At 37.5% G+C, this 18,906-nt stretch carries 20 protein-coding genes; 8 read left to right on the plus strand and 12 right to left on the minus strand.

What is annotated here, in order from left to right:
• The 3 genes from H7254_RS20040 to H7254_RS20050 all read right to left on the minus strand — a co-directional run.
• On the minus strand, positions 1 to 1,503 hold a 1,503-nt coding region (locus H7254_RS20040), incomplete at its 3' end, for a hypothetical protein (RefSeq protein WP_301934666.1).
• Between the two features lie 131 nt (positions 1,504 to 1,634).
• Positions 1,635 to 2,003, minus strand: coding sequence for a hypothetical protein (locus H7254_RS20045; protein ID WP_301934667.1), 369 nt, complete (start codon positions 2,001 to 2,003; stop codon positions 1,635 to 1,637).
• 71 nt (positions 2,004 to 2,074) lie between these two features.
• Positions 2,075 to 3,370, minus strand: a complete 1,296-nt coding sequence (locus H7254_RS20050; RefSeq protein ID WP_301934668.1) for a hypothetical protein — start codon at positions 3,368 to 3,370, stop codon at positions 2,075 to 2,077.
• A gap of 354 nt (positions 3,371 to 3,724) precedes the next feature.
• Between H7254_RS20050 and nadB the strand changes: the two genes are divergently transcribed.
• Together nadB and H7254_RS20060 are read left to right on the plus strand one after the other, a co-directional pair.
• Positions 3,725 to 5,323 carry an L-aspartate oxidase gene (gene nadB, locus H7254_RS20055; protein WP_301934669.1) on the plus strand — a complete coding sequence of 533 codons (1,599 nt, stop codon included), beginning with the start codon at positions 3,725 to 3,727 and terminating at the stop codon, positions 5,321 to 5,323.
• Between the two features lie 109 nt (positions 5,324 to 5,432).
• Positions 5,433 to 6,323: a lysophospholipid acyltransferase family protein gene (locus H7254_RS20060; RefSeq protein WP_301934670.1), complete on the plus strand. Its 891-nt coding sequence runs from the start codon at positions 5,433 to 5,435 to the stop codon at positions 6,321 to 6,323.
• 85 nt (positions 6,324 to 6,408) lie between these two features.
• Here H7254_RS20060 and H7254_RS20065 read toward each other — a convergent pair whose 3' ends face one another.
• The 3 genes from H7254_RS20065 to tsaB all read right to left on the minus strand — a co-directional run bounded on the left by H7254_RS20065 (position 6,409) and on the right by tsaB (position 9,147).
• On the minus strand, positions 6,409 to 7,812 hold the full coding sequence (locus H7254_RS20065) for a rhodanese-like domain-containing protein (protein ID WP_301934671.1): 1,404 nt from the start codon (positions 7,810 to 7,812) through the stop codon (positions 6,409 to 6,411).
• Positions 7,813 to 7,992: 180 nt separating this feature from the next.
• Positions 7,993 to 8,352: a helix-turn-helix transcriptional regulator gene (locus H7254_RS20070; protein ID WP_301934672.1), complete on the minus strand. Its 360-nt coding sequence runs from the start codon at positions 8,350 to 8,352 to the stop codon at positions 7,993 to 7,995.
• A gap of 111 nt (positions 8,353 to 8,463) precedes the next feature.
• Positions 8,464 to 9,147 carry a tRNA (adenosine(37)-N6)-threonylcarbamoyltransferase complex dimerization subunit type 1 TsaB gene (gene tsaB / locus H7254_RS20075; protein ID WP_301934673.1) on the minus strand — a complete coding sequence of 228 codons (684 nt, stop codon included), beginning with the start codon at positions 9,145 to 9,147 and terminating at the stop codon, positions 8,464 to 8,466.
• Between the two features lie 297 nt (positions 9,148 to 9,444).
• On the opposite strand from tsaB, the gene H7254_RS20080 reads away from it, so the two are divergent.
• From H7254_RS20080 to H7254_RS20095, 4 genes are all read left to right on the plus strand, one after another.
• Positions 9,445 to 9,825, plus strand: a complete 381-nt coding sequence (locus H7254_RS20080; protein WP_301934674.1) for a RidA family protein — start codon at positions 9,445 to 9,447, stop codon at positions 9,823 to 9,825.
• Between the two features lie 269 nt (positions 9,826 to 10,094).
• Positions 10,095 to 11,030: an NAD(P)-dependent oxidoreductase gene (locus H7254_RS20085; protein ID WP_301934675.1), complete on the plus strand. Its 936-nt coding sequence runs from the start codon at positions 10,095 to 10,097 to the stop codon at positions 11,028 to 11,030.
• Between the two features lie 86 nt (positions 11,031 to 11,116).
• The gene (greA, locus tag H7254_RS20090; RefSeq protein ID WP_301923684.1) at positions 11,117 to 11,590 is read left to right on the plus strand and encodes a transcription elongation factor GreA; all 474 of its coding nucleotides are present in this window, start codon (positions 11,117 to 11,119) and stop codon (positions 11,588 to 11,590) included.
• 77 nt (positions 11,591 to 11,667) lie between these two features.
• Positions 11,668 to 12,057, plus strand: coding sequence for an HIT family protein (locus H7254_RS20095; RefSeq protein WP_301923683.1), 390 nt, complete (start codon positions 11,668 to 11,670; stop codon positions 12,055 to 12,057).
• A 3-nt stretch (positions 12,058 to 12,060) separates the two neighbouring features.
• On the opposite strand, the gene ruvC is transcribed toward H7254_RS20095, so the two are convergent.
• Entirely contained in the window at positions 12,061 to 12,624 is a 564-nt protein-coding gene (ruvC, locus tag H7254_RS20100; RefSeq protein ID WP_301934676.1) for a crossover junction endodeoxyribonuclease RuvC, read from the minus strand.
• 303 nt (positions 12,625 to 12,927) lie between these two features.
• Here ruvC and H7254_RS20105 point away from each other — a divergent pair, with 303 nt between their 5' ends.
• Together H7254_RS20105 and H7254_RS20110 are read left to right on the plus strand one after the other, a co-directional pair.
• Complete coding sequence (locus H7254_RS20105) at positions 12,928 to 13,908, plus strand: lysylphosphatidylglycerol synthase transmembrane domain-containing protein (protein ID WP_301934677.1); 981 nt, start codon at positions 12,928 to 12,930, stop codon at positions 13,906 to 13,908.
• Entirely contained in the window at positions 13,905 to 14,711 is an 807-nt protein-coding gene (locus H7254_RS20110) for a DUF3108 domain-containing protein (RefSeq protein WP_301934678.1), read from the plus strand. The genes H7254_RS20105 and H7254_RS20110 overlap by 4 nt, the downstream gene beginning before the upstream one ends.
• A 156-nt stretch (positions 14,712 to 14,867) precedes the next feature.
• Here the strand turns inward: H7254_RS20110 and H7254_RS20115 are convergent, their stop codons facing one another.
• The 5 genes from H7254_RS20115 to H7254_RS20135 form a co-directional block, all read right to left on the minus strand.
• Complete coding sequence (locus tag H7254_RS20115; protein ID WP_301934679.1) at positions 14,868 to 15,761, minus strand: MBL fold metallo-hydrolase; 894 nt, start codon at positions 15,759 to 15,761, stop codon at positions 14,868 to 14,870.
• A 276-nt stretch (positions 15,762 to 16,037) separates the two neighbouring features.
• Complete coding sequence (locus H7254_RS20120) at positions 16,038 to 17,321, minus strand: MFS transporter (protein ID WP_301934680.1); 1,284 nt, start codon at positions 17,319 to 17,321, stop codon at positions 16,038 to 16,040.
• 131 nt (positions 17,322 to 17,452) lie between these two features.
• Positions 17,453 to 18,250, minus strand: coding sequence for an undecaprenyl-diphosphate phosphatase (locus tag H7254_RS20125; RefSeq protein WP_301934681.1), 798 nt, complete (start codon positions 18,248 to 18,250; stop codon positions 17,453 to 17,455).
• A 108-nt stretch (positions 18,251 to 18,358) separates the two neighbouring features.
• A complete protein-coding gene (locus tag H7254_RS20130) occupies positions 18,359 to 18,628 on the minus strand; it encodes a DUF3098 domain-containing protein (protein ID WP_301923676.1) in 270 nt (89 codons plus the stop codon).
• Between the two features lie 60 nt (positions 18,629 to 18,688).
• A partial coding sequence (locus tag H7254_RS20135; protein WP_301934682.1) for a hypothetical protein occupies positions 18,689 to 18,906 on the minus strand: 218 nt, incomplete at its 5' end.

The following is an 18,906-nucleotide window of genomic DNA, read 5'->3' on the forward strand; positions in this document are numbered from 1 at the left end:
AGATAAAACAAAACCATTAGGATTGATATCTGTAGCCACCGTGTTGTTGCCTTTAATGATGATAAAATTAAACTTTGCAAAATTGTGTGGGTGAGATGCCTCAAAGCTAATGTGGGAATGATTATTAATATCATTATACTTTATAAATCCGCACGGGTCGGATAAAGCGCCTGTCTCATTTAATACCACATCATGAATATGTGCAGTGCAATGGTTGTTATCAACACGAACCAGCATGGTATAATTATTTGCATTGCCGGAGAGATTCATATTTAAATAAGGCGTTGTTGCATTTTGTGAACTGTCCAGGTCTGCAAGTTCAGATATCTGGAAGGTAGAAGGGTTTACTTCTGTTACAACAAAAGTGACACCACTGTATTTTCCCAATTCAAGATCGAACCTGTAAAGTCCATTGCCATTGAGTGAATTACTATCAACTGATCCACTTGTCCAAAATATATCCCTCCAATACTTTAGGTTAGTTGGGAAAGCAGCCATGATAGAAGGTTCCATCGTAATGTTCTGGTTGGGAATACGGAAGGCAATATTACTGCCTGCTCCATCAGGCGCAATCTCTAAATTAAAACTATGGTAATGCACTGTATCCAATCTTACGATATACTCTCTGTAAACTTTGCTTGCTGCATTTAAAATGGTGGTTGTTTGAAAACCGGAAGGAATCTCGTTTAAATTTTCATCTGCAATTTTTGTTCCTTTCCAGCGAAAGTGTGTTACGCCGGTACCGGAGCTATAAATATTTTCTCCTGCAAAAACCTGCAGTGCCAGGCTACTTCCAAATGGACTGATGAAATCTGCATCAGGAATAATATCAGTGCAACCAACGTTTGTAAAAGGCACACCCTGAACAGGAACGGAGTGGAACTGATTTTGCTCAATACGTAATGCACCCGCGGAGTTGCCAATAGAACGAAACCAGAATGCATCTGAAGGACCATCATTTCCACAAGTGCATGGGCCAACACGTGGGTCGGTTACATTGATACTGATTTCTGTTCCGCAGGCATAATTCCACCAGGTGTTGCATGGTAAATAAGGTTTGTAAACAGTAATCCACTGCCCGTTAATATAAGCTTCTACCCAAATATAAATATTTAGTGCTCCATCTTCGGTAAAGGTATTTTCCCACATTTCAAAGTGGCCATTGCAATCGGTGGTTACAATGGTTTCTTCATCATAAGTATAAATCCAGGGCCAGTAATTACGCCACAAACATAAGTAAGGGTAAATCAGTTCATGATAGTCGATCATTGTTTTGCGGATAACATCAGTTGATTCTGAAGTCATTGCATTCCACACCTGATCAGGTAATTGAGGCATGGCCTTTTCGCGTGTTGCAAAGGTTTTAATGGCAATAGATGGTGGTAAAGAATTTAAGGGAAGGTTTCTTTTTATCCTGCTAACCGGCCCGATAGGGTCTGGGATTGGAGGCTTAAAAATTGTCCTTTCCAGGGCTGCAAATTTCCCCCCAATTTCTTGTATCACCCAATCAGGTATAGGGCGATAGTAAATGGGAATATACGGCCACACCAACTCTGTTTCTACTTCGCAGATATGTACCCGTAAATCACATAGCGCAAGGTTGTGCCATTGACCGTTTATTATAAAATTTTTCTTTATATGCCCGGTAATACGGCAAGTGTAAAAAAGATATGGCGTAAAAGTGCAGGAGGAATGCGGCTTACGTCAAGCACATTATTTGTAAAATCTTTTACTGTTTCGTAGGCATTTGCTTTTAATAATTTCCGTTCTGTAATTCTTGATTTCCTATTATCGCTGCTAAGGTCAGGGCCAATGTAGATTTTACTTTTCCCTTCAAGTATTGCAGGGTCAGTTTTTAAAAAGGCTTGCCCACTGTCAAAGCCTGCCTGTTCAATTACCTGTCCGCCTTTGTCTAAAATATATACCCTTAAATTTTTGGTATCCTGTTTCGCCTGCTCTTCAGACAGGCGAACAATAAATTGATTTTCGTTTTCTCTTTTCATAAATTTTTCTTGGCTTGCCTACTCTTGTTACCCTTTTCGGCACCGGGGGTTTTTAATAAATTAGCAATAAATCATTCATCTCCTTCTAATGCCACCGGGCAGCATCTGTACTCCTGAGATTTTTCCAGCAGTTCTATTTGCTTGCGCAACAGGTCGTTTTCCAATTGCATTCTTTCTTTTACAAGCGGCTCGCAAACATCGCAATCATCCAGGCAGCCTTTAACGATAATACCGGGAGTGGGCAAAGAAAATTCCATATCGAAGTTGATAGAGAGTTTTGTTTCTTCCGAAACTTTTCCATCTTTACCAAGCAGATTTTTTGCAATCAGTTGCTGATCCACTTCTTTCAATGCAGCTATTCTTGTTGCCTCATCCAGCGGGGTTCCAAAATTCTGGTCAGTGGCAAATGCATCCCTGTTAGGGTTTTGATTAACATTCAACAGCGATGCGGGATCAATATTTGCAAAAGCAGTTGTACCGGATGCCCCTGTTGTCCTTCTTAAAAGCGAAGTGGCCGGTATGTCCTGTGGTACCAGGGCAATGGGTAGTTTTGCAGCAGCGGATTGTAAAATGCCGCTGATAGGGGCATTGCTGTCAGCCACTCTCCTTTCAATAGATACGAGTTCAAAACTTATTTTTTGTTTTTTATTGATGCGGTAAAACATATAAGTTACCGCATGGCATTTGTTGTAGTTGGTGAACTCACGGGACGAGGCTTCAAAATGATCTTCGGACTCACCCTGGATATGTGTGCGACTGCTTACTTCACCGATAGAAACGGAGTGCGCCTTTCTTGTGGCGCTTACCGCCTGAGAGGCCGAACTTTGTACATGAGACTTTTGCTGGTTTAAATAATCAGAAACAGAGGAACTGTTGTGGCTGCCACCGGCGCGGGTACTTGCGCTGACGCTTAAACTAAGCGGGTTGACGCTTCCACCCGCATCACCATGAAAATCCCATTTACCCTCTGAAGAACTTTCAGCATTGCCCGATTGTGCAGCAGAAGCATCTGCCAGGTATTTTTGGGTCGCCGTCATCAAATATTGTTCTTCTGAAATTTGTTCGCTCCGGTAACTCAGTTTGGTTTCACTATCGTAAGTAAAACGGCTTCTTCTATCAGTTGTGGATAGGCGAACTTTTTCGCCCGGTAGCAGTGTGGTACTGTAGGCGGGGTCGCCCAACGTAAGTCCCAGCGTACATCTTGATAATTTAAAGTGAAGGATCACTTCCACATTTACCCTGCGCCGGTTATCATTATTACCGGTAGGATAAGTAAGTTGCCTGCTGAAATTAATGACATCGCAGTGGTCATCTTTAATTAAATCCGGACAGCAGGGAGGAATTGCAGCATCGTTTTCGTTTTCCATGGTTGGTTATTTTTATTGTTTAAAATGTGTTGTGTCGTTAAGTGCATAGATATTTCACTACGAATATTTGTTCGTTTTGGTAATATGTACTTTCGTAAAAAAATAAGGGGTTCTTCTAAAATTTCGGATGGGCTGTTTCTGGAGTAATGATGGGTTACTATTCTAAAAAAAAACTACAATGGTTGTAAACTTACTATTTAAATTTTTGTTTTACAATACCCTAAAGCGATAATTTTATTAAATTATTATTCAAATAACTGTACCCCAAAGGAGTAGTTTTTATGAAATGATTATTCAAAAAAAATATTAGTAATTTATCTGGTAATTTTATTGTTCAGTTAACAACAAATATTTATGCAAACAGATTTTTTAGTAATTGGCAGTGGCATTGCAGGATTAACTTATGCATTGAAAATTGCAGAAGACTGCCCTGGCAAAACAGTAACCGTGTTAACTAAAACACAAAGTGACGAAACCAATACCAAGTATGCCCAGGGAGGTATTGCTGGTGTAATGGATTTTGATAATGATAGTTTTGAAAAACACATTGAAGATACACTGATAGCCGGGGATGGTTTATGCAACAGGGCGGTAGTAGAAATTGTAGTAAAAGAAGGGGTAGAACGAATTAAAGAACTGATTGAATGGGGTGCCAATTTTGATAAGGGTAAAGAAGGAGATTATTCTTTAGGAAAAGAGGGTGGACATAGTGAATTTCGTATACTGCACCACAAAGATGTAACAGGTAAAGAAATGGAAAGAGCTTTGCTGGAGGCGATAAAAAATAAACCCAATATTCAGCTCATCAGCCATTGCTTTGTACTGGATATTTTAACCCAGCATCACCTTGGATATCTGGTTACAAAAGCTACCCCGGATATTGAATGTTATGGAGTGTATGTGTTGAATTTAAATACGCATAAAATTGAAAAAATAGTTGCTAAAATTACCATGCTGGCAACAGGCGGTAATGGCCAGGTATATCGTACCACTACCAATCCTGCTATTGCTACCGGCGATGGTGTGGCCATGGTTTACCGTGCCAAAGGAAGGATTGAAAATATGGAGTTTATCCAGTTTCATCCTACAGCTTTGTACGAACCGGGTGTTCGGGGACAAAACTTTTTAATTACAGAAGCGGTGCGTGGCGATGGCGGCATTTTGCGTAACCACAACGGCGAGGCATTTATGGAGCGCTATGATGTAAGAAAGGATCTTGCACCAAGGGATATAGTTGCCAGGGCCATTGACAACGAAATGAAAATAAATGGTACCGAACATGTGTATTTAGATTGCCTTCATTTTACCAAAGAAGAATTTACCCAACACTTCCCCAATATTTATGATAAATGTCTTAGTATTGGCATTGATATTACCAAAGACATGATACCGGTTTCGCCAGCCGCACATTACAGTTGCGGCGGCGTACAAACTGACGATTCCGGCAAAACCTCCATCACTAATTTATACGCTGCCGGTGAATGCGCCTGCACCGGCCTGCACGGCGCTAACCGCTTAGCCAGCAACAGTTTGCTGGAGGCAATGGTTTTTGCTCACCGTGCATACCTGGATGGGGTAAAAAGGATTGACCAGCTTTCTTTTCAACAAAATATTCCTGACTGGAAAGCAGACGGTACCAGCGCCCCAAAGGAAATGATTTTGATTACCCAGAGTTTAAAGGAAATGAAACTGCTGATGAGTGATTATGTTGGCATTGTTAGAAACAATGAACGTTTGCAAAGAGCCAACCGCCGGCTGGATCTGTTACATGAGGAAACAGAAGGCCTGTTTAAAAAAACAGTTGTTTCGCCCCAGTTGTGTGAGTTGCGTAATATGATAACTGTAGCATATTTAATTGTAAAGTCTGCTGAGTTCAGGCATGAAAGCAGAGGACTTCATTTTAATACAGACTATGCTGCAAAAAGCGATAAAGTACAAAATATTGTTTTATAAAATTACTTCGCAGACATGCGTATGGGATAGTCATTTGCGCTGTTTATGATTTATGTGAATCGTTTATAACAATCATTTTAACTTTTCCGGCGCATTAATTTACAGTAGCATGTATTACATTTTATATGGCTTTTTTTATGTTGTTTCTTTACTGCCTTTTTCAGTATTATATGGCATAAGCAATTCGATTTATTTTTTTGTATATTATGTATTTGGCTATAGAAAAAAAATTGTGATGGGTAATCTTGCGATTGCTTTTCCGGAAAAAAATATTGATCAAAGAATTGCCATCGCAAAACAATTTTATAAAAATTTTATTGATACATTTATTGAAATGCTGAAATCTTTATCAATGAATGATGCTGAATTTGACAGGCGCTGCACAGGCAACTTTGAAGTGATTAACGAAGTAATTGCAAGAGGAAAAAGTATTAACCTGGTAGGTGGCCACATGTTTAACTGGGAGTATGCCAACCTTGTAATCAGCAGGCAAATTAATATTGCACCCATTGGTGTATATGGTAAAGTTGAAAATAGGGTATTCGAAAAATTACTTTTAAATCTCAGATCAAGATACGGCACTATTTTGATAGCAACCGGTGACTTTAAAGCAAGGATAAAAGAAATTACCAGCCAGCAGTATTGTATGTATTTGCTGGCTGATCAGAATCCCTTACCGCACAATAGTATCTGGATAAATTTTTTTGGGAAACCGGTGCCGTTTATACGGGGTGCTCATCAATCGGCAATTAAATATAATTCTGCGGTTATCTTCATCAATTTTAAAAAAATAAAAAGAGGGTATTATAGTTTTGAAAGTGAAGTGATAACTGAAAATCCGGCAGAATATACAGTACCGGAACTAATTAAAAAGTACCGGAATTTTTTACAAAAAATTATTAGCAACCAGCCGGAAAATTACCTGTGGAGCCACCGGAGATGGAAGTATGATTTTAATGAAAATTTTGAAAAATACAGCGGCGAATTAATAAACGAATGAAATAATTACAGAAAGTTTAAAACCAAATGCCATTTATGTACACTTACAAATAACATTTGCACATTACTTTCAATTACAAGTTGATTTAGTTCAAAACACTGGCATCTTTTTCAATTTTAATGCGCTCTTCTTCTTTAATTTTTGCCCAACCGCCGGTAATATTTCTTAAATTATGCAGTCCTTGTTTTTTTAATAGGGAGCAGGCAATTACGCTTCTGTAGCCACCACCGCAATAAAGGTATAAATTTTGACTGTCTTCAACAACCTCTGTCAGTAACTCATCTGTCATATCAGCCAAGGGCATGTTGAGTGCATTTTTTACATGTCCATCTGCGAATTCAATTTCTTTTCTAACATCCACCATCTGAAGATTGGGATCGTTTGGAATATCCATGGCAAGTTCATCTGCTTCAACATTAATAATCATATCCACTTTTTCGCCCGCTTTTTCCCAGGCCTCAAAACTTCCCTTCAGGTAGCCTTCTATTTTTGAAAATCCTACACGGGCCAATCTTATAACCGTTTCTTCTTCTTTGCCTTTTTCGGTAACCAGCAATATTGATTTATTAAATGGCAACAAGCTGCCTGCCCACTCGGCAAACCGGCCTTCCAGGCCAATAAAAATACTGCCTGGTACAAATCCTTCCGTAAAAATATCTGCAGGTCTTGTATCTGCTACAATAATATCTTCTTTCATTTTATTTTTAAATGCAGCTACTGTTAGTGGGGTAAGCCCGCTGGCTTTTATTGCATCCAGGCTGTCGTATCCTTCTTTGTTTATTTTTGCATTGATAGAAAAATACCTCGGCGCATCCTGCAGGCCATCTGTAACAGCAGCAATAAATACTTCTTTTGATTGAGGTTGCAGAGCGTAGTTGGTTTGCTTTTCTTCGCCGATGGTGCTAAAAGTATCTACCCCTAAATTTTTACCACAACTGCTGCCAGCTCCATGTGCAGGGTATACCAGCACATCATCTGCCAAAGGCAATATTTTTTGCTGAATGGTATCGTACATAATTGAAGCAAGTTCTTCCCTGGTCATATTGCCGCTACTTAAGTCAGGCCTGCCTACATCGCCTACAAACAAGGTATCTCCGGTAAAAAGCGCATGGTCTTTTCCTGTTTCATCTTTTAAAAGGTAGCAGCTGCTTTCAATCGTATGCCCCGGAGTATGAATTACTTTAAAAGAAATAGTACCCACAGAAAATAATTCTCCATCTTCAGCAATATGTACTGGAAAGCCGGTTACAGTTTTGGGTCCGTATACAATTATGGCGCCCGTTTTTTTACTTAGGTCCAAATGCCCGCTTACAAAATCGGCATGAAAATGTGTTTCAAAAATATACTTGATAACCGCATTTCTTTCTGCTGCCAGCCTGGTGTATTCCTCTGTATCTCTTAGTGGATCTATCACTACCGCTTCGCCATTGCTTTCAATATAATAAGCAGCCTCGCTTATGCAATCTGTATATATCTGTTTAATAAACATAAAAAAATTATTTGGTAAGAGGATAATACCTGAAAAAACGCATACAAATTAAACAATACATCACCTGTTACGTATCTGTACTAATTATATAATGGTTTAAAAACCATTAAAGGATGTAAAGATAAAAAACAAAAAGCGGATGCTGTTAAGTCATCCGCTTTTAAGTTGCAAAATATGATGTTATGCTACAAGTTCATTTACAAAATTGCTTATTTCGTCAATTCTTTTGTGATTGATAATGTAAAAGATAAATTTACCATCGCGTTGAGTGCTAACTACACCAGCCTTGCGCAATATTGCCAGGTGTTGCGATGCTACAGATTGCTCTAATCTTAGCCTTACATAAATCTCTGTAACCGTAATTTTCTTTTCTTCCTCAATTAGTTTTAGCAGTTGCTGACGTAATTTGTGATTAAGGGCCCGTAATATTAGTGCTGCTTTTTTAACACTGTAGTAATCAATTTTGATAGTACTGACGTTAGGGGTGTGTTGCAATGTTTGCTGATGCTCCGGAGGAGCTGTGGCGGTAAGATTTGTCATAGAAATTAAATTTTTATTGTGCTTGAATACGTAAAGATACAAAGTATTTAATATTTATGAAAACCATTAGATTAATAATAGTTTTTTACAAAAGAAACTGAAAATATTAATTTAAACTGTTGGGTTGAAAAACTCTTTAATATATAATGGTTCAGCATAAGCCACATTTTTAAACTGCCTGTCAAGGAATTTTTTGTGAGATAGTTCACTCATATACAATGCATTTAATTCATTTTTTACAAAAAAAGCATTTTCACTCTCACAAATAATTTGCCATTTAGAGGAACCATTTCCAGAAAAAAAAATTTTATTTTTTAACAACAAATTAGCAAAAGAATTGTGCTCAATAATCATTGCAACGGGTGTTAAAATAGGTGTTAAGTTGCTGTCGAATACTGCGGTAAACACTTCCATCCTTCTTGCATCTATCATGGGGCAAAATAAAACCGGTAAATGGTGCTGCATATTTACAACTTCATTGATCGCCTGCCAGGCCAACACATTTAATGTACCAACTGTAATTAAAGGAATTTGTAGTGCAAAGCACAAACCTTTTGCGCTTGCCATACCTACCCTCAGGCCGGTATAACTTCCCGGTCCCTCTGTTACAGCAACTCCATCCAACGCATGTAAAGTAATGCCTGCATTTTTGCATACCAACTGTATAGCGATGTGTAAAAAAACAGCATGGTCTTTTTGTTCTTTATTGATGGCTTCCTGTAAAATATGGCCATCTCTTGCAATGCTTACCGAGGCTGTTTCGGTTGCAGTATCAATATTTAACAGTAAACTCATTTAGTTATATTAAATGTGATAAAGGGTTTTTAGTTCTTTAAAATAAGTGTAAGCAAATGAATAAAATCAGTTGCAGAAGAGATTGAACATTTCTTAACAAAAAGCTCTTCAAAAATAAAAAGCGCAGGTATTTACGATATAGGCTTTTTTAAAACAGATTATGCCAGTTCAAAAAATGATATAAAATACTATTTTACCGCCATATAATCGTCCGCTGCCACTGCAAATTTCATCTGTTGAATTTTTACAAAAATAGGTGGTTGATAAAAGATATATTTGCATTTCGTAAATAATATCATGATTAAGCAGATTATTGAGACCAACAATGCGCCGGCCCCTATTGGCCCCTACAACCAAGCTGTTAAAACTGGTAATTTTTTATTTGTATCCGGCCAAGTGGCCTTAAAGCCAGGAACCAACGAACTTGCCAATGCGGACATTATTGAAGAAACACACCAGGTGCTGCAAAATATGAAAGCTATATTGGCTGAAGCTGGCATGGATTTTAGCAATATTGTAAAGACAACCATCTTTTTAAGTGACATGGCATTATTCAGCCAGGTAAATGAAATTTATGCCATCTATTTTGATGGGAACTTTCCTGCAAGGGAAACAGTGGCAGTAAAAGGCTTACCCAAAAATGCCAATGTAGAAATCAGCGCAATTGCCGCGGTTTAAAAATAAAGTATCAATAAAAAAGATTATCTTTTTATATATTAGATGTATGGAAACTGCGTCACTATTCTAATTGCAGCCTGAATTATTTTTATAGGAACTTACTGGGTTTTAATAATAAGATCGAATGAGTATTTTCTGACATAAAATTTGTGTCTTTTTTAAATTACAAGCTCTTTTACCGCACCCGTCTCAATGAACTTGTAAACAAACAAATGGATTTTAATTTCGATCCAATCTTAATAACCTTCTTTTTTCTTAAACTTTTAAATATGAGCAATACAAAACCAGTAGTTGTTATTACCGCAAAAGCCCATGATTTTTTAGCGGTTACCTTACAACAAAAGGGATTTGATGTACTGTATTTACCAGAAATTTCCTACAATGAATTAACTGCACTTATTGAAAACGTACATGGATTAATTGTAACCACGCGTTTGAAAATTGACCAGATAATTTTGCAAAAAGCCACAAAGCTAAAATGGATTGGCCGCCTGGGAAGCGGTATGGAATTGATTGATGTAGCATATGCGGTAAGCAAAGGTATTACCTGTGTTAGCAGCCCTGAAGGCAACCGAAATGCAGTAGCAGAGCATGTTTTAGGACTTTTGTTGAATTTAATGAACAACATTTCAAAAAGTGCGGACGAGGTAAAACAAAAAAAATGGATACGGGATGCCAATCGTGGCATAGAGTTAGGTGGTAAAACTGTGGGCATTGTTGGATTTGGTAATACCGGCGCTGCATTGGCAAAATTGCTGGCAGCATTTGACGTTACGGTATTGGCCTATGATAAATATAAGTTTGGTTTTGCAAGCGGATACATAAAAGAAGCCAGCCTGGATCAAATTTGCCGTTACGCAGATGCAATTAGTTTTCATGTGCCGCTTACAGATGAAACAAAGCACATGGCGGGAACTGACTTTTTTAATGCAGTAATAGGAAAACCTTTTTTTATAAATGCCTGCCGGGGAGGGGTAACGGATACAACAGCCCTGATCAATGGCTTGAAACAAAACAAAATTTCGGGTGCGGCGCTTGATGTGCTGGAGAACGAAAATTTGCAAGCTTTAACTTCTATACAACAACAGGAGTTTGATTTTTTAACTGCACAAGACAATGTAATTATTACACCGCATATTGCAGGATACAGTAATGAAGCCTTTTATAAAATGACGAGTGTTATTCTGCAAAAGTTGAATATTTGACAATTTGTTTATATTTGTATCTAATTACAACGCCTTGGGGTACTCCGGGGCGTTGTATTTTTTTTAATACTCTAAAAAGAAGCGTTATGAGCGAAATGAATTATGTAAAACAAGAAACCTTCGAGAAAATGAAACAAGAGTTGCACCATATGAAAAGTGTTGAACGCCCTGCTGCCAGCAAAGCGATTGCAGAAGCACGTGAAAAAGGTGACTTAAAAGAAAATGCAGAATATGATGCTGCTAAGGAAGCGCAGGGAATGCTGGAAGCAAAAATAAAATATCTCGAAGGCATAATAGCTACGGCCCGTATTTTAGATGAAAATAATATTGATACCAGTAAAGTGTCTATTTTAACTAAAGTTACTGTTACTAACCTGGGTACTAAAAAGAAAGTTACTTACCAGATAGTTTCTGAAAAAGAAGCCGATTTAAAACTGGGTAAAATTTCTGTAACCTCGCCTATTGGCAGAGGCCTGCTGGGCAAAGCCATCGGCGATATAGCTGAAGTAACGGTGCCTGTAGGTTTATTGAAATTTAAAGTAGAAAATATTACTATCTGATCATTACTTTAAATTTTTTTAACCTACCATTTCTGAGTGGGTTTTTTGTTTGTCTTTTATTGTAAATTATATTGGGTATGACAATCTTTTCAAAAATAATTGCCGGTGAAGTTCCTTGTTATAAAATTGCAGAGGATGATAAATTTTTTGCCTTCCTGGATATTTTTCCGTTGGTGAAAGGGCATGTGCTGGTGATTACAAAAATGGAAACGGATAAATTTTTTGATTTGCCGGACGACTATCTGAATGCATTACTGGTTTTTGCAAAGCCGATTGCCCACGCCATCGAAAAATCTTTTGATTGTAACCGTTGTGGCATAAGTGTACTGGGGATGGAAGTTCCCCATGCACATTTGCATCTGGTGCCAGTCAACTCAGCAAATGATCTTAATTTTACCAACAATAAATTGAAATTGTCAATACAAGAATTTAAAACAATTCAGCAAATAATTATCGCTCACTTATAGCGATTACTTTTTTATCCTTTCAGGATTTTTCTTTAAAAATTCGTCCCAGCCATTAACTTTTTGTCCGCTGCCGGGCAATACCGAGTTTTCCTGAAAGTAATGGCAAACAGCTACCGCCAGCGCATCGGAAGCATCAAAATATTTTGGATCTTCCGTAAAATTTAACAGCCGTTGCAGCATTTTTAATACCTGTTCCTTACTGGCATTTCCATTGCCGGTAATGGATTGTTTTATTTTTTTTGGTGAATATTCAGTAACGTCTAACCCATGCTGCATGGCTGCTGCAATGGCCACACCCTGTGCCCTTCCCAGCTTTAACATACTCTGTACATTCTTACCAAAAAAAGGCGCTTCAATGGCAAATACATTTGGCTTGTATTTAATGATTAAACCACTTACGGTATTATAAATCAACTGTAGTTTTTTATAAGGATCATCTACTTTTCCTGGCTTTAAAATGTCCAGGTCTATCAGTGATATTGTACTGCCTGTTATCCGTATCAGCCCATAGCCCATTACTACCGTGCCTGGATCAATTCCTAAAATAATACTGGATTTTTTTTGCAATGGCAACTGCTTGTTTTTTATTAATCAATTAACTGAATATTTCAACTATACTTGTATTTAAAATACCAGCACTCAGAAGCCTTTAAAAATAGAATTTTCATTTGCCATCTTGGGGTTGGCGGAAACACCAGTTTCGGTTAACTGCCGTTGCCGGTGTCTTCACTGGCCACGGCTTAGTTAAAAGGTATTACAAAAATCGTTTTTATACAGCTTCTAAGTAATATACGATCCGTAACAAAAGTAAATGAAACATACCATTCCCGTTGCGTATACCGCGAGATGGTGAAAATAAAGAAACTCCTTTTGAATAAAAAAGTAAAAATATTAATTAATTATTTTTTGGGGCCGGTGTTGTTTGTTATTTTGTCGTGGAGTTTATACCGGCAAATTTTTGCCAGGCCCAATGTGGGCATTCAGTGGCAGCAAATACAAAATAGCTGGATGAACAGTAAGCTATTACTGGTTGTTTTTTTAATGGCGGTTAATTGGGGTATTGAAGCAGTTAAATGGAGGTTACTGGTAAGGCATCTTCAACCATTTTCTTATTTCAGGGCATTTAAATCAGTGTTGTCAGGCTGTAGCGTAACCATGCTAACGCCCAACAGAATTGGGGAATATGGCGGGCGTATTTTATATGTGGAAGAAGGAAACCGCATCAGCGCCATTTCGCTCACCATTGTGGGAAGTATCAGCCAGTTGCTGGTTACTATGATGATGGGTTGCATGGGTTTACTGCTGTTAAAATACTTTTCACAAACGGATCATGCGATTACAACTTTTTTACCTGCGTTTTGGCAAAATGTGATAACATCACTTAGTGTGGTATTAACTGTTTTACTATTGTTGTTTTATATTCGTTTAGGCTGGCTGGTGCGTATCATGGAAAAAATACCTGCACTGTATAAAGTAGTAAAGCATATTAGTGTTTTAGATGAATTTAACAATATGCAGTTAATACAGATATTATCTTTATCTTTTTTGCGCTATTTGGTATTTGTTTTGCAATATGTGCTGCTGCTACAGGTAATGGACGTGCATATTGCAGGCTGGTTATGTTTTTTGCTGCTGACTATTTTTTATTTGGTAATGGCAGTTGCACCAACTTTTGCATTTATTGAATTACCAGTAAGAATAAGTGCCAGTTGGGCAATTTTTCAGCTATATACCAGCAATCAAACAGGCGTTAGCGCAGCGGCGTTGGGTATATGGATTATTAACCTGGTAATACCAGCCGTAATAGGAAGTTTATTAATTTTAAGTATCAAAATTGTAAAAGAGAAATGAAAGGAATTTTAAAAGCGTTGTTTTTACTGGTGGGTTTTTCTGCAGTTGCACAAAATGAAGGGATGGACGATTTTTGTGGTATAAAAAATACCGCCTTCATACCGGGTGAAATAATTACCATGAAAGTTTTTTACAATACCCTGGGCATGTATGTAGGGGCTGGAGAAGCTACCTTTACGACTTCGCTGGAAAGATTTAATGGAAAAACTGCTTATCATTGCGTAGGCGAGGGAAAAAACTATCCTTTTTTTGATAACTTTTTTAAGGTAAGAGACCGCTATGAAACTTATATTGATACCGCTACCATGCTGCCCATAAAATTTATCCGCAATGTAGATGAGGGCGGCCATAAAATTTATAACAATGTAACCTTTAACCAGGGTACAGGAACTGCTGTCAGCAATAACGGTGTGTTTAAAACCACCCGTTGTATTCAGGATGTTATCAGCTCAATTTATTATGCCCGCAACATCAATTTTAATAAATATAAACCCGGTGATAAAATTCCTTTTGATATGTTTTTGGATGATGAAGTATATCATCTATACCTGCGCTATATGGGTAAAGAAACCGTTAAAACTCAGTATGGAAAATTCAGGGCAATTAAATTTAAACCCTTGCTGATAAAAGGAACCATCTTTGAAGGAGGCGAAAAAATGACCGCCTGGATAAGCGATGATCCTAATCATTTGTTGTTGAGGGTAGAAAGTCCGGTTAGCGTCGGTAATATAAAAGTTGATATGTTTGGATATAAAAATCTGCGGTATCCACTCACTTCTTTGTTAAACGTACGGGGTCTTTAATTTACTGGTAAAAAGATTTATCAGGGCGTGTCCCCATCCGCCACGGCGGAAAGAAATCGGGCTTTACGCTTCTATCTTTTTTTCGTAACTCAAAAAAAGTACTTCCGCTTCAATCCCTCACGCACCAAACTTTACTATCATTCGCTTTTAAAAACCTTAAACTATTTCACTCAGTTTAAACACATCTTTTACCCGGATGCCTTTTTCAGTTTGCTGTAAAGTGCAACATTCATTCAACGGATCATGCTCTAAAAAAAGAACATAATCATGCAATACAGCTTCCGTTAAAAATATTTTCTTTTCATGTAAAGTAGTTAATGGAAACATATCGTACCCCATTACATAAGGCAAAGGAATATGCGCTGTAGAAGGCAGCAGGTCGGCCATGTACACAATGGTTTTTCCATTGTATTGTATCACAGGCAACATCATTGCATCTGTATGTCCGTTGGCAATAATGAAGGAAACATTTTTTGTAAATGGAGATTGCTGAATGGTAGCGGCAGCATTTGCAGCCTCTTGCTGCAATATGGAAGATTGTTTATTTATTTCAATAAACTGAAGTTTTCCACTTTCCTGAATTGGTAAAATATTTTCTTTTAAAAAGCTCGCTTTCTCTCTGTCATTAGGCTTAGTGGCCCATTGCCAGTGGTTTTTATTGCTCCAGTAAACGGCGTTTTTAAATGCGGGCACCAGTTGATCCCCTTCTTTAATAATACAACCACCGCAATGATCAAAGTGAAGATGTGTTAAAAACACATCGGTAATATCGTCTCTGCTAAAACCATATTTTGCCAGGGATTTATCCAGCGTATCATCGCCGTGCAGATAATAATGTCCAAAAAATTTTGTATCCTGTTTATCACCCATACCGGTATCTATCAAAATTAGTCTTCCTTCATCCTCAATCAGTAAACAGCGCAATGCCCAACTGCACATATTGTTTTCATCTGCAGGGTTTAGTTTGTTCCACATGGTTTTAGGAACAACACCAAACATGGCCCCACCATCTAATTTAAAATATCCCGTATTGATGGAGTAGAGTTTCATTATAGTTAGTTTATTTCTTTTAATCTGTCAATCAAATCATTTTCTGAAATAGAATCAAATGCCTTATTAAAGAGGGCTAATAAAAACACCACTGATTTTACCATCTTAACGCAGGTAATCAATCTGCCACTACTACTTTTACCTTTATCTTCTTTTTAACGGTTGATTTTTTTACTGGCAGAAGTGGTAAAGATATTCATGTGCTTTATTAATGTAGCAACTAACGCAATTCCTCTTTTTTACGAGGGTTAAGGGTAATTGTTTCCAGGGGCTAAATTACAAAATATTTCCTTCTTTTTTAAGTTTAACGGAGGTGAGCAACAACCACACAAAACCCAATACAAAAAATACCACCAACGATAAAATTGATTGACGGATGCTGCTGATACCTTCAATAAAACCAAATGTAAACAAGCCTATAACGATCGCTAATTTTTCTGTAACATCATAAAAGCTAAAAAAGGATGCAGTGTCTTTTGTTTCGGGCATAAACTTGCTGTAGGTAGACCGGCTGAGGGATTGTATGCCGCCCATCACCAGGCCAACCAAAGATGCAAGAATATAAAAATGTGTTTCGGTAGAAATAAAATACCCGGCAATGCAAAGGCCAATCCATAATAACACGGTAAAAATGAGCACATTGATATTGCCAAAACGCGATGATAATTTAGACATACCTATAGCGCCAATAATGGCAACCAATTGTATAATAACGGCGGTAATAATTAATTTCTGATCAGGTAATTTTAATTCTTTAATACCAAAGTCAATGGCTACCAACATTACGGTTTGTACACCCATACTGTAAAAGAAAAAAGCCGTTAAATAGCGTTTTAAAACCGGCATATCTTTTAACTGGTTCCATACAATTTTTAATTCTTTAAAGCCATTGATCAATACATGGTGCTTTTCTTTTCGTTCTTTAATGCTGCTGATGGGCAAAGTATTAAAAGTGATCTGTGCAAAACCAATCCACCACAGGCCTACTAATAAAAAGGTAATTTTTAAAGGCAATGGATTATCAGGCATTAGGATTACCAAAGCAAAACCAACCATTTGCATCAATACACTGCCGATGTAACCAAAGGTATAACCTTTGGCGCTAACCCTGTCCTGGTCTGCTTCTGCTGCAATTTCCGGCAGGTAGGAATTGTAAAAAACCTGGCTTCCATAAAAACCTATGCCGGCAAACATAAAACACATCAGGCCCAGCGTTACATGGTCTTTATCAAAGAAAAACATTAAAGAACAACTGGCCGCACCCAGGTAACAAAAGAAGCGCATAAAGTTTTTCTTATTGCCTTTGTAATCTGCCATAGAAGAAAGAATGGGCGAGAGGATGGCAACAATTAAAAAGCCACCAGCCAATACATAATCTTTCAGTTCGGTATTAACAAAGTGGCGGCCCAAAAAACTAATACCATTGGGAAAATTTTTAAGCCCCGTAATGGCAGCATAATAAGCAGGAAAAAAAGTAGTGGTGATTACTAAATTATAAACAGAATTTGCCCAGTCGTACATTGCCCAGCCGGTAATAACTTTTTTGGAAGCAGTTTGCATCAATAATGGTTAAGCGCTTAAATTAAGTATTTTAGTTCAAAGGCGGGATTAATTATTGCACTCTCTTCATGAAAAGGGACTTTTATAAATAAGGGAGAAAGAAAAATATCAGCAAAAAAAGGAGATGTAGGTTAGTGCACAATGCCTTTCCAGATAAGGAATAACATAGTAAAGCCAGCAATAATGCGGTAAATACCCCAGATACGGAAGCCATATTTTTTTAAAAAGTCTATAAAAAATTTAACCGCCATTAAAGCTACGACAAAAGCCACTGCACTACCTATTAACAGGATGGTGATATTATTTTTTGCAATTGCCTCAGGATTTTCTTTGTAAGTATCCCAAAAACTTTTTGCCGATGCAGCAAACATGGTGGGCACCGCCAGAAAGAAAGAAAATTCTGCTGCCGCACTGCGGGTTAATTTCTGGCTCATGCCGGTAATGATGGTAGCAGCACTTCTGCTAAGTCCTGGAAAGACAATAGAAAGTACCTGCCCGCAGCCAATAATAAGGGCAGTTTTATTGGTAATTTTTTCTTCTGAATCGACGGTTGGACTTTTAAAAATATCATCAATAAACAAAAGTATAATACCACCAGTTACCATTACCCAGGCAATAAAACTTAGGTTACCCAGGGCAGTTTCAATATATTTTTTTAAGAAGAATCCGCCAATCAATGCAGGAATAACAGCGATGATCAATTTTGTATAAAAACCGATATGCCTAAAACCGAAAAACTTTTTCCAGTACAAAACAACTATCGCTAAAATTGCGGCCAGTTGAATCACTATTTCAAACATATTTACAAAAGGAGTATCGGTAATACCCAGCAATGGATGCAAAAATTTCATGTGGGCAGTAGAGGAAACCGGCAGAAATTCTGTAAGTCCTTCTACTATGGCTATGATGATGGCCTGGAATGTATCCATAATAAATTGGGAATTATAAAATTGGATTTTTTGGTTACTAAAAATGCAGTATATAAACAACGCATTTTTAAATATTGCATGGGTTACTGACCTCTCTTAACAATTGTACTAACTATTCTTGGCATCCATGCTATCCTTTGGCTTTTTCATAATTGCAAAAATCTCAATTACAAAACCTGTTATAATCAAAAATGGTGATAGTGTAATACGGGTGAAACTATAAATTTCATTGTCGTTAAACTTAGTAGGGTCGGCACTTTTGCCGCCTGCCATTAAAAAAAATCCGATGGACATTACAACCAAACCAACCAGCATCCAGGTAAAATTTTCTTTACCAAATAAAGGATTCGGGATGGCTTGTTTTTTTTTCGTTATCATGATTGTTATTTTATAGATGCAAATAAAAGCAATAATATTTAATTCAACGTTGCGGCTGCTTTAATAAAGATCGTCTAACTTCATTTTTAGGTATTTCAAAACTGCCAGGTAAGTGCTGGCCAGCGTCATGGAAATACCAAGTACGATGATGATTAAAAATAAAATAACCAGACTTTTATTATCGTGCAATAATTTAAAATTGGGTACAAAACTTTCCGTCAACAGGATGGTTCCCCAAATAGCCAATATGGCGAGTGCCGAAGCAATGAGACCATTTA

Source organism: Ferruginibacter sp., assembly GCF_014377975.1.
In the GTDB taxonomy this organism is placed as follows: Bacteria; Bacteroidota; Bacteroidia; order Chitinophagales; family Chitinophagaceae; genus Ferruginibacter.

Coding starts and splice junctions, on each gene's coding strand:
- H7254_RS20045 (WP_301934667.1), bottom strand. CDS start 2,003: ATGAAAAGAGAAAACGAAAATCAATTTATTGTTCGCCTGTCTGAAGAG.
- H7254_RS20050 (WP_301934668.1), bottom strand. CDS start 3,370: ATGGAAAACGAAAACGATGCTGCAATTCCTCCCTGCTGTCCGGATTTA.
- nadB (WP_301934669.1), top strand. CDS start 3,725: ATGCAAACAGATTTTTTAGTAATTGGCAGTGGCATTGCAGGATTAACT.
- H7254_RS20060 (WP_301934670.1), top strand. CDS start 5,433: ATGTATTACATTTTATATGGCTTTTTTTATGTTGTTTCTTTACTGCCT.
- H7254_RS20065 (WP_301934671.1), bottom strand. CDS start 7,812: ATGTTTATTAAACAGATATATACAGATTGCATAAGCGAGGCTGCTTAT.
- H7254_RS20070 (WP_301934672.1), bottom strand. CDS start 8,352: ATGACAAATCTTACCGCCACAGCTCCTCCGGAGCATCAGCAAACATTG.
- tsaB (WP_301934673.1), bottom strand. CDS start 9,147: ATGAGTTTACTGTTAAATATTGATACTGCAACCGAAACAGCCTCGGTA.
- H7254_RS20080 (WP_301934674.1), top strand. CDS start 9,445: ATGATTAAGCAGATTATTGAGACCAACAATGCGCCGGCCCCTATTGGC.
- H7254_RS20085 (WP_301934675.1), top strand. CDS start 10,095: ATGAGCAATACAAAACCAGTAGTTGTTATTACCGCAAAAGCCCATGAT.
- greA (WP_301923684.1), top strand. CDS start 11,117: ATGAGCGAAATGAATTATGTAAAACAAGAAACCTTCGAGAAAATGAAA.
- H7254_RS20095 (WP_301923683.1), top strand. CDS start 11,668: ATGACAATCTTTTCAAAAATAATTGCCGGTGAAGTTCCTTGTTATAAA.
- H7254_RS20110 (WP_301934678.1), top strand. CDS start 13,905: ATGAAAGGAATTTTAAAAGCGTTGTTTTTACTGGTGGGTTTTTCTGCA.
- H7254_RS20115 (WP_301934679.1), bottom strand. CDS start 15,761: ATGAAACTCTACTCCATCAATACGGGATATTTTAAATTAGATGGTGGG.
- H7254_RS20120 (WP_301934680.1), bottom strand. CDS start 17,321: ATGCAAACTGCTTCCAAAAAAGTTATTACCGGCTGGGCAATGTACGAC.
- H7254_RS20125 (WP_301934681.1), bottom strand. CDS start 18,250: ATGGATACATTCCAGGCCATCATCATAGCCATAGTAGAAGGACTTACA.
- H7254_RS20130 (WP_301923676.1), bottom strand. CDS start 18,628: ATGATAACGAAAAAAAAACAAGCCATCCCGAATCCTTTATTTGGTAAA.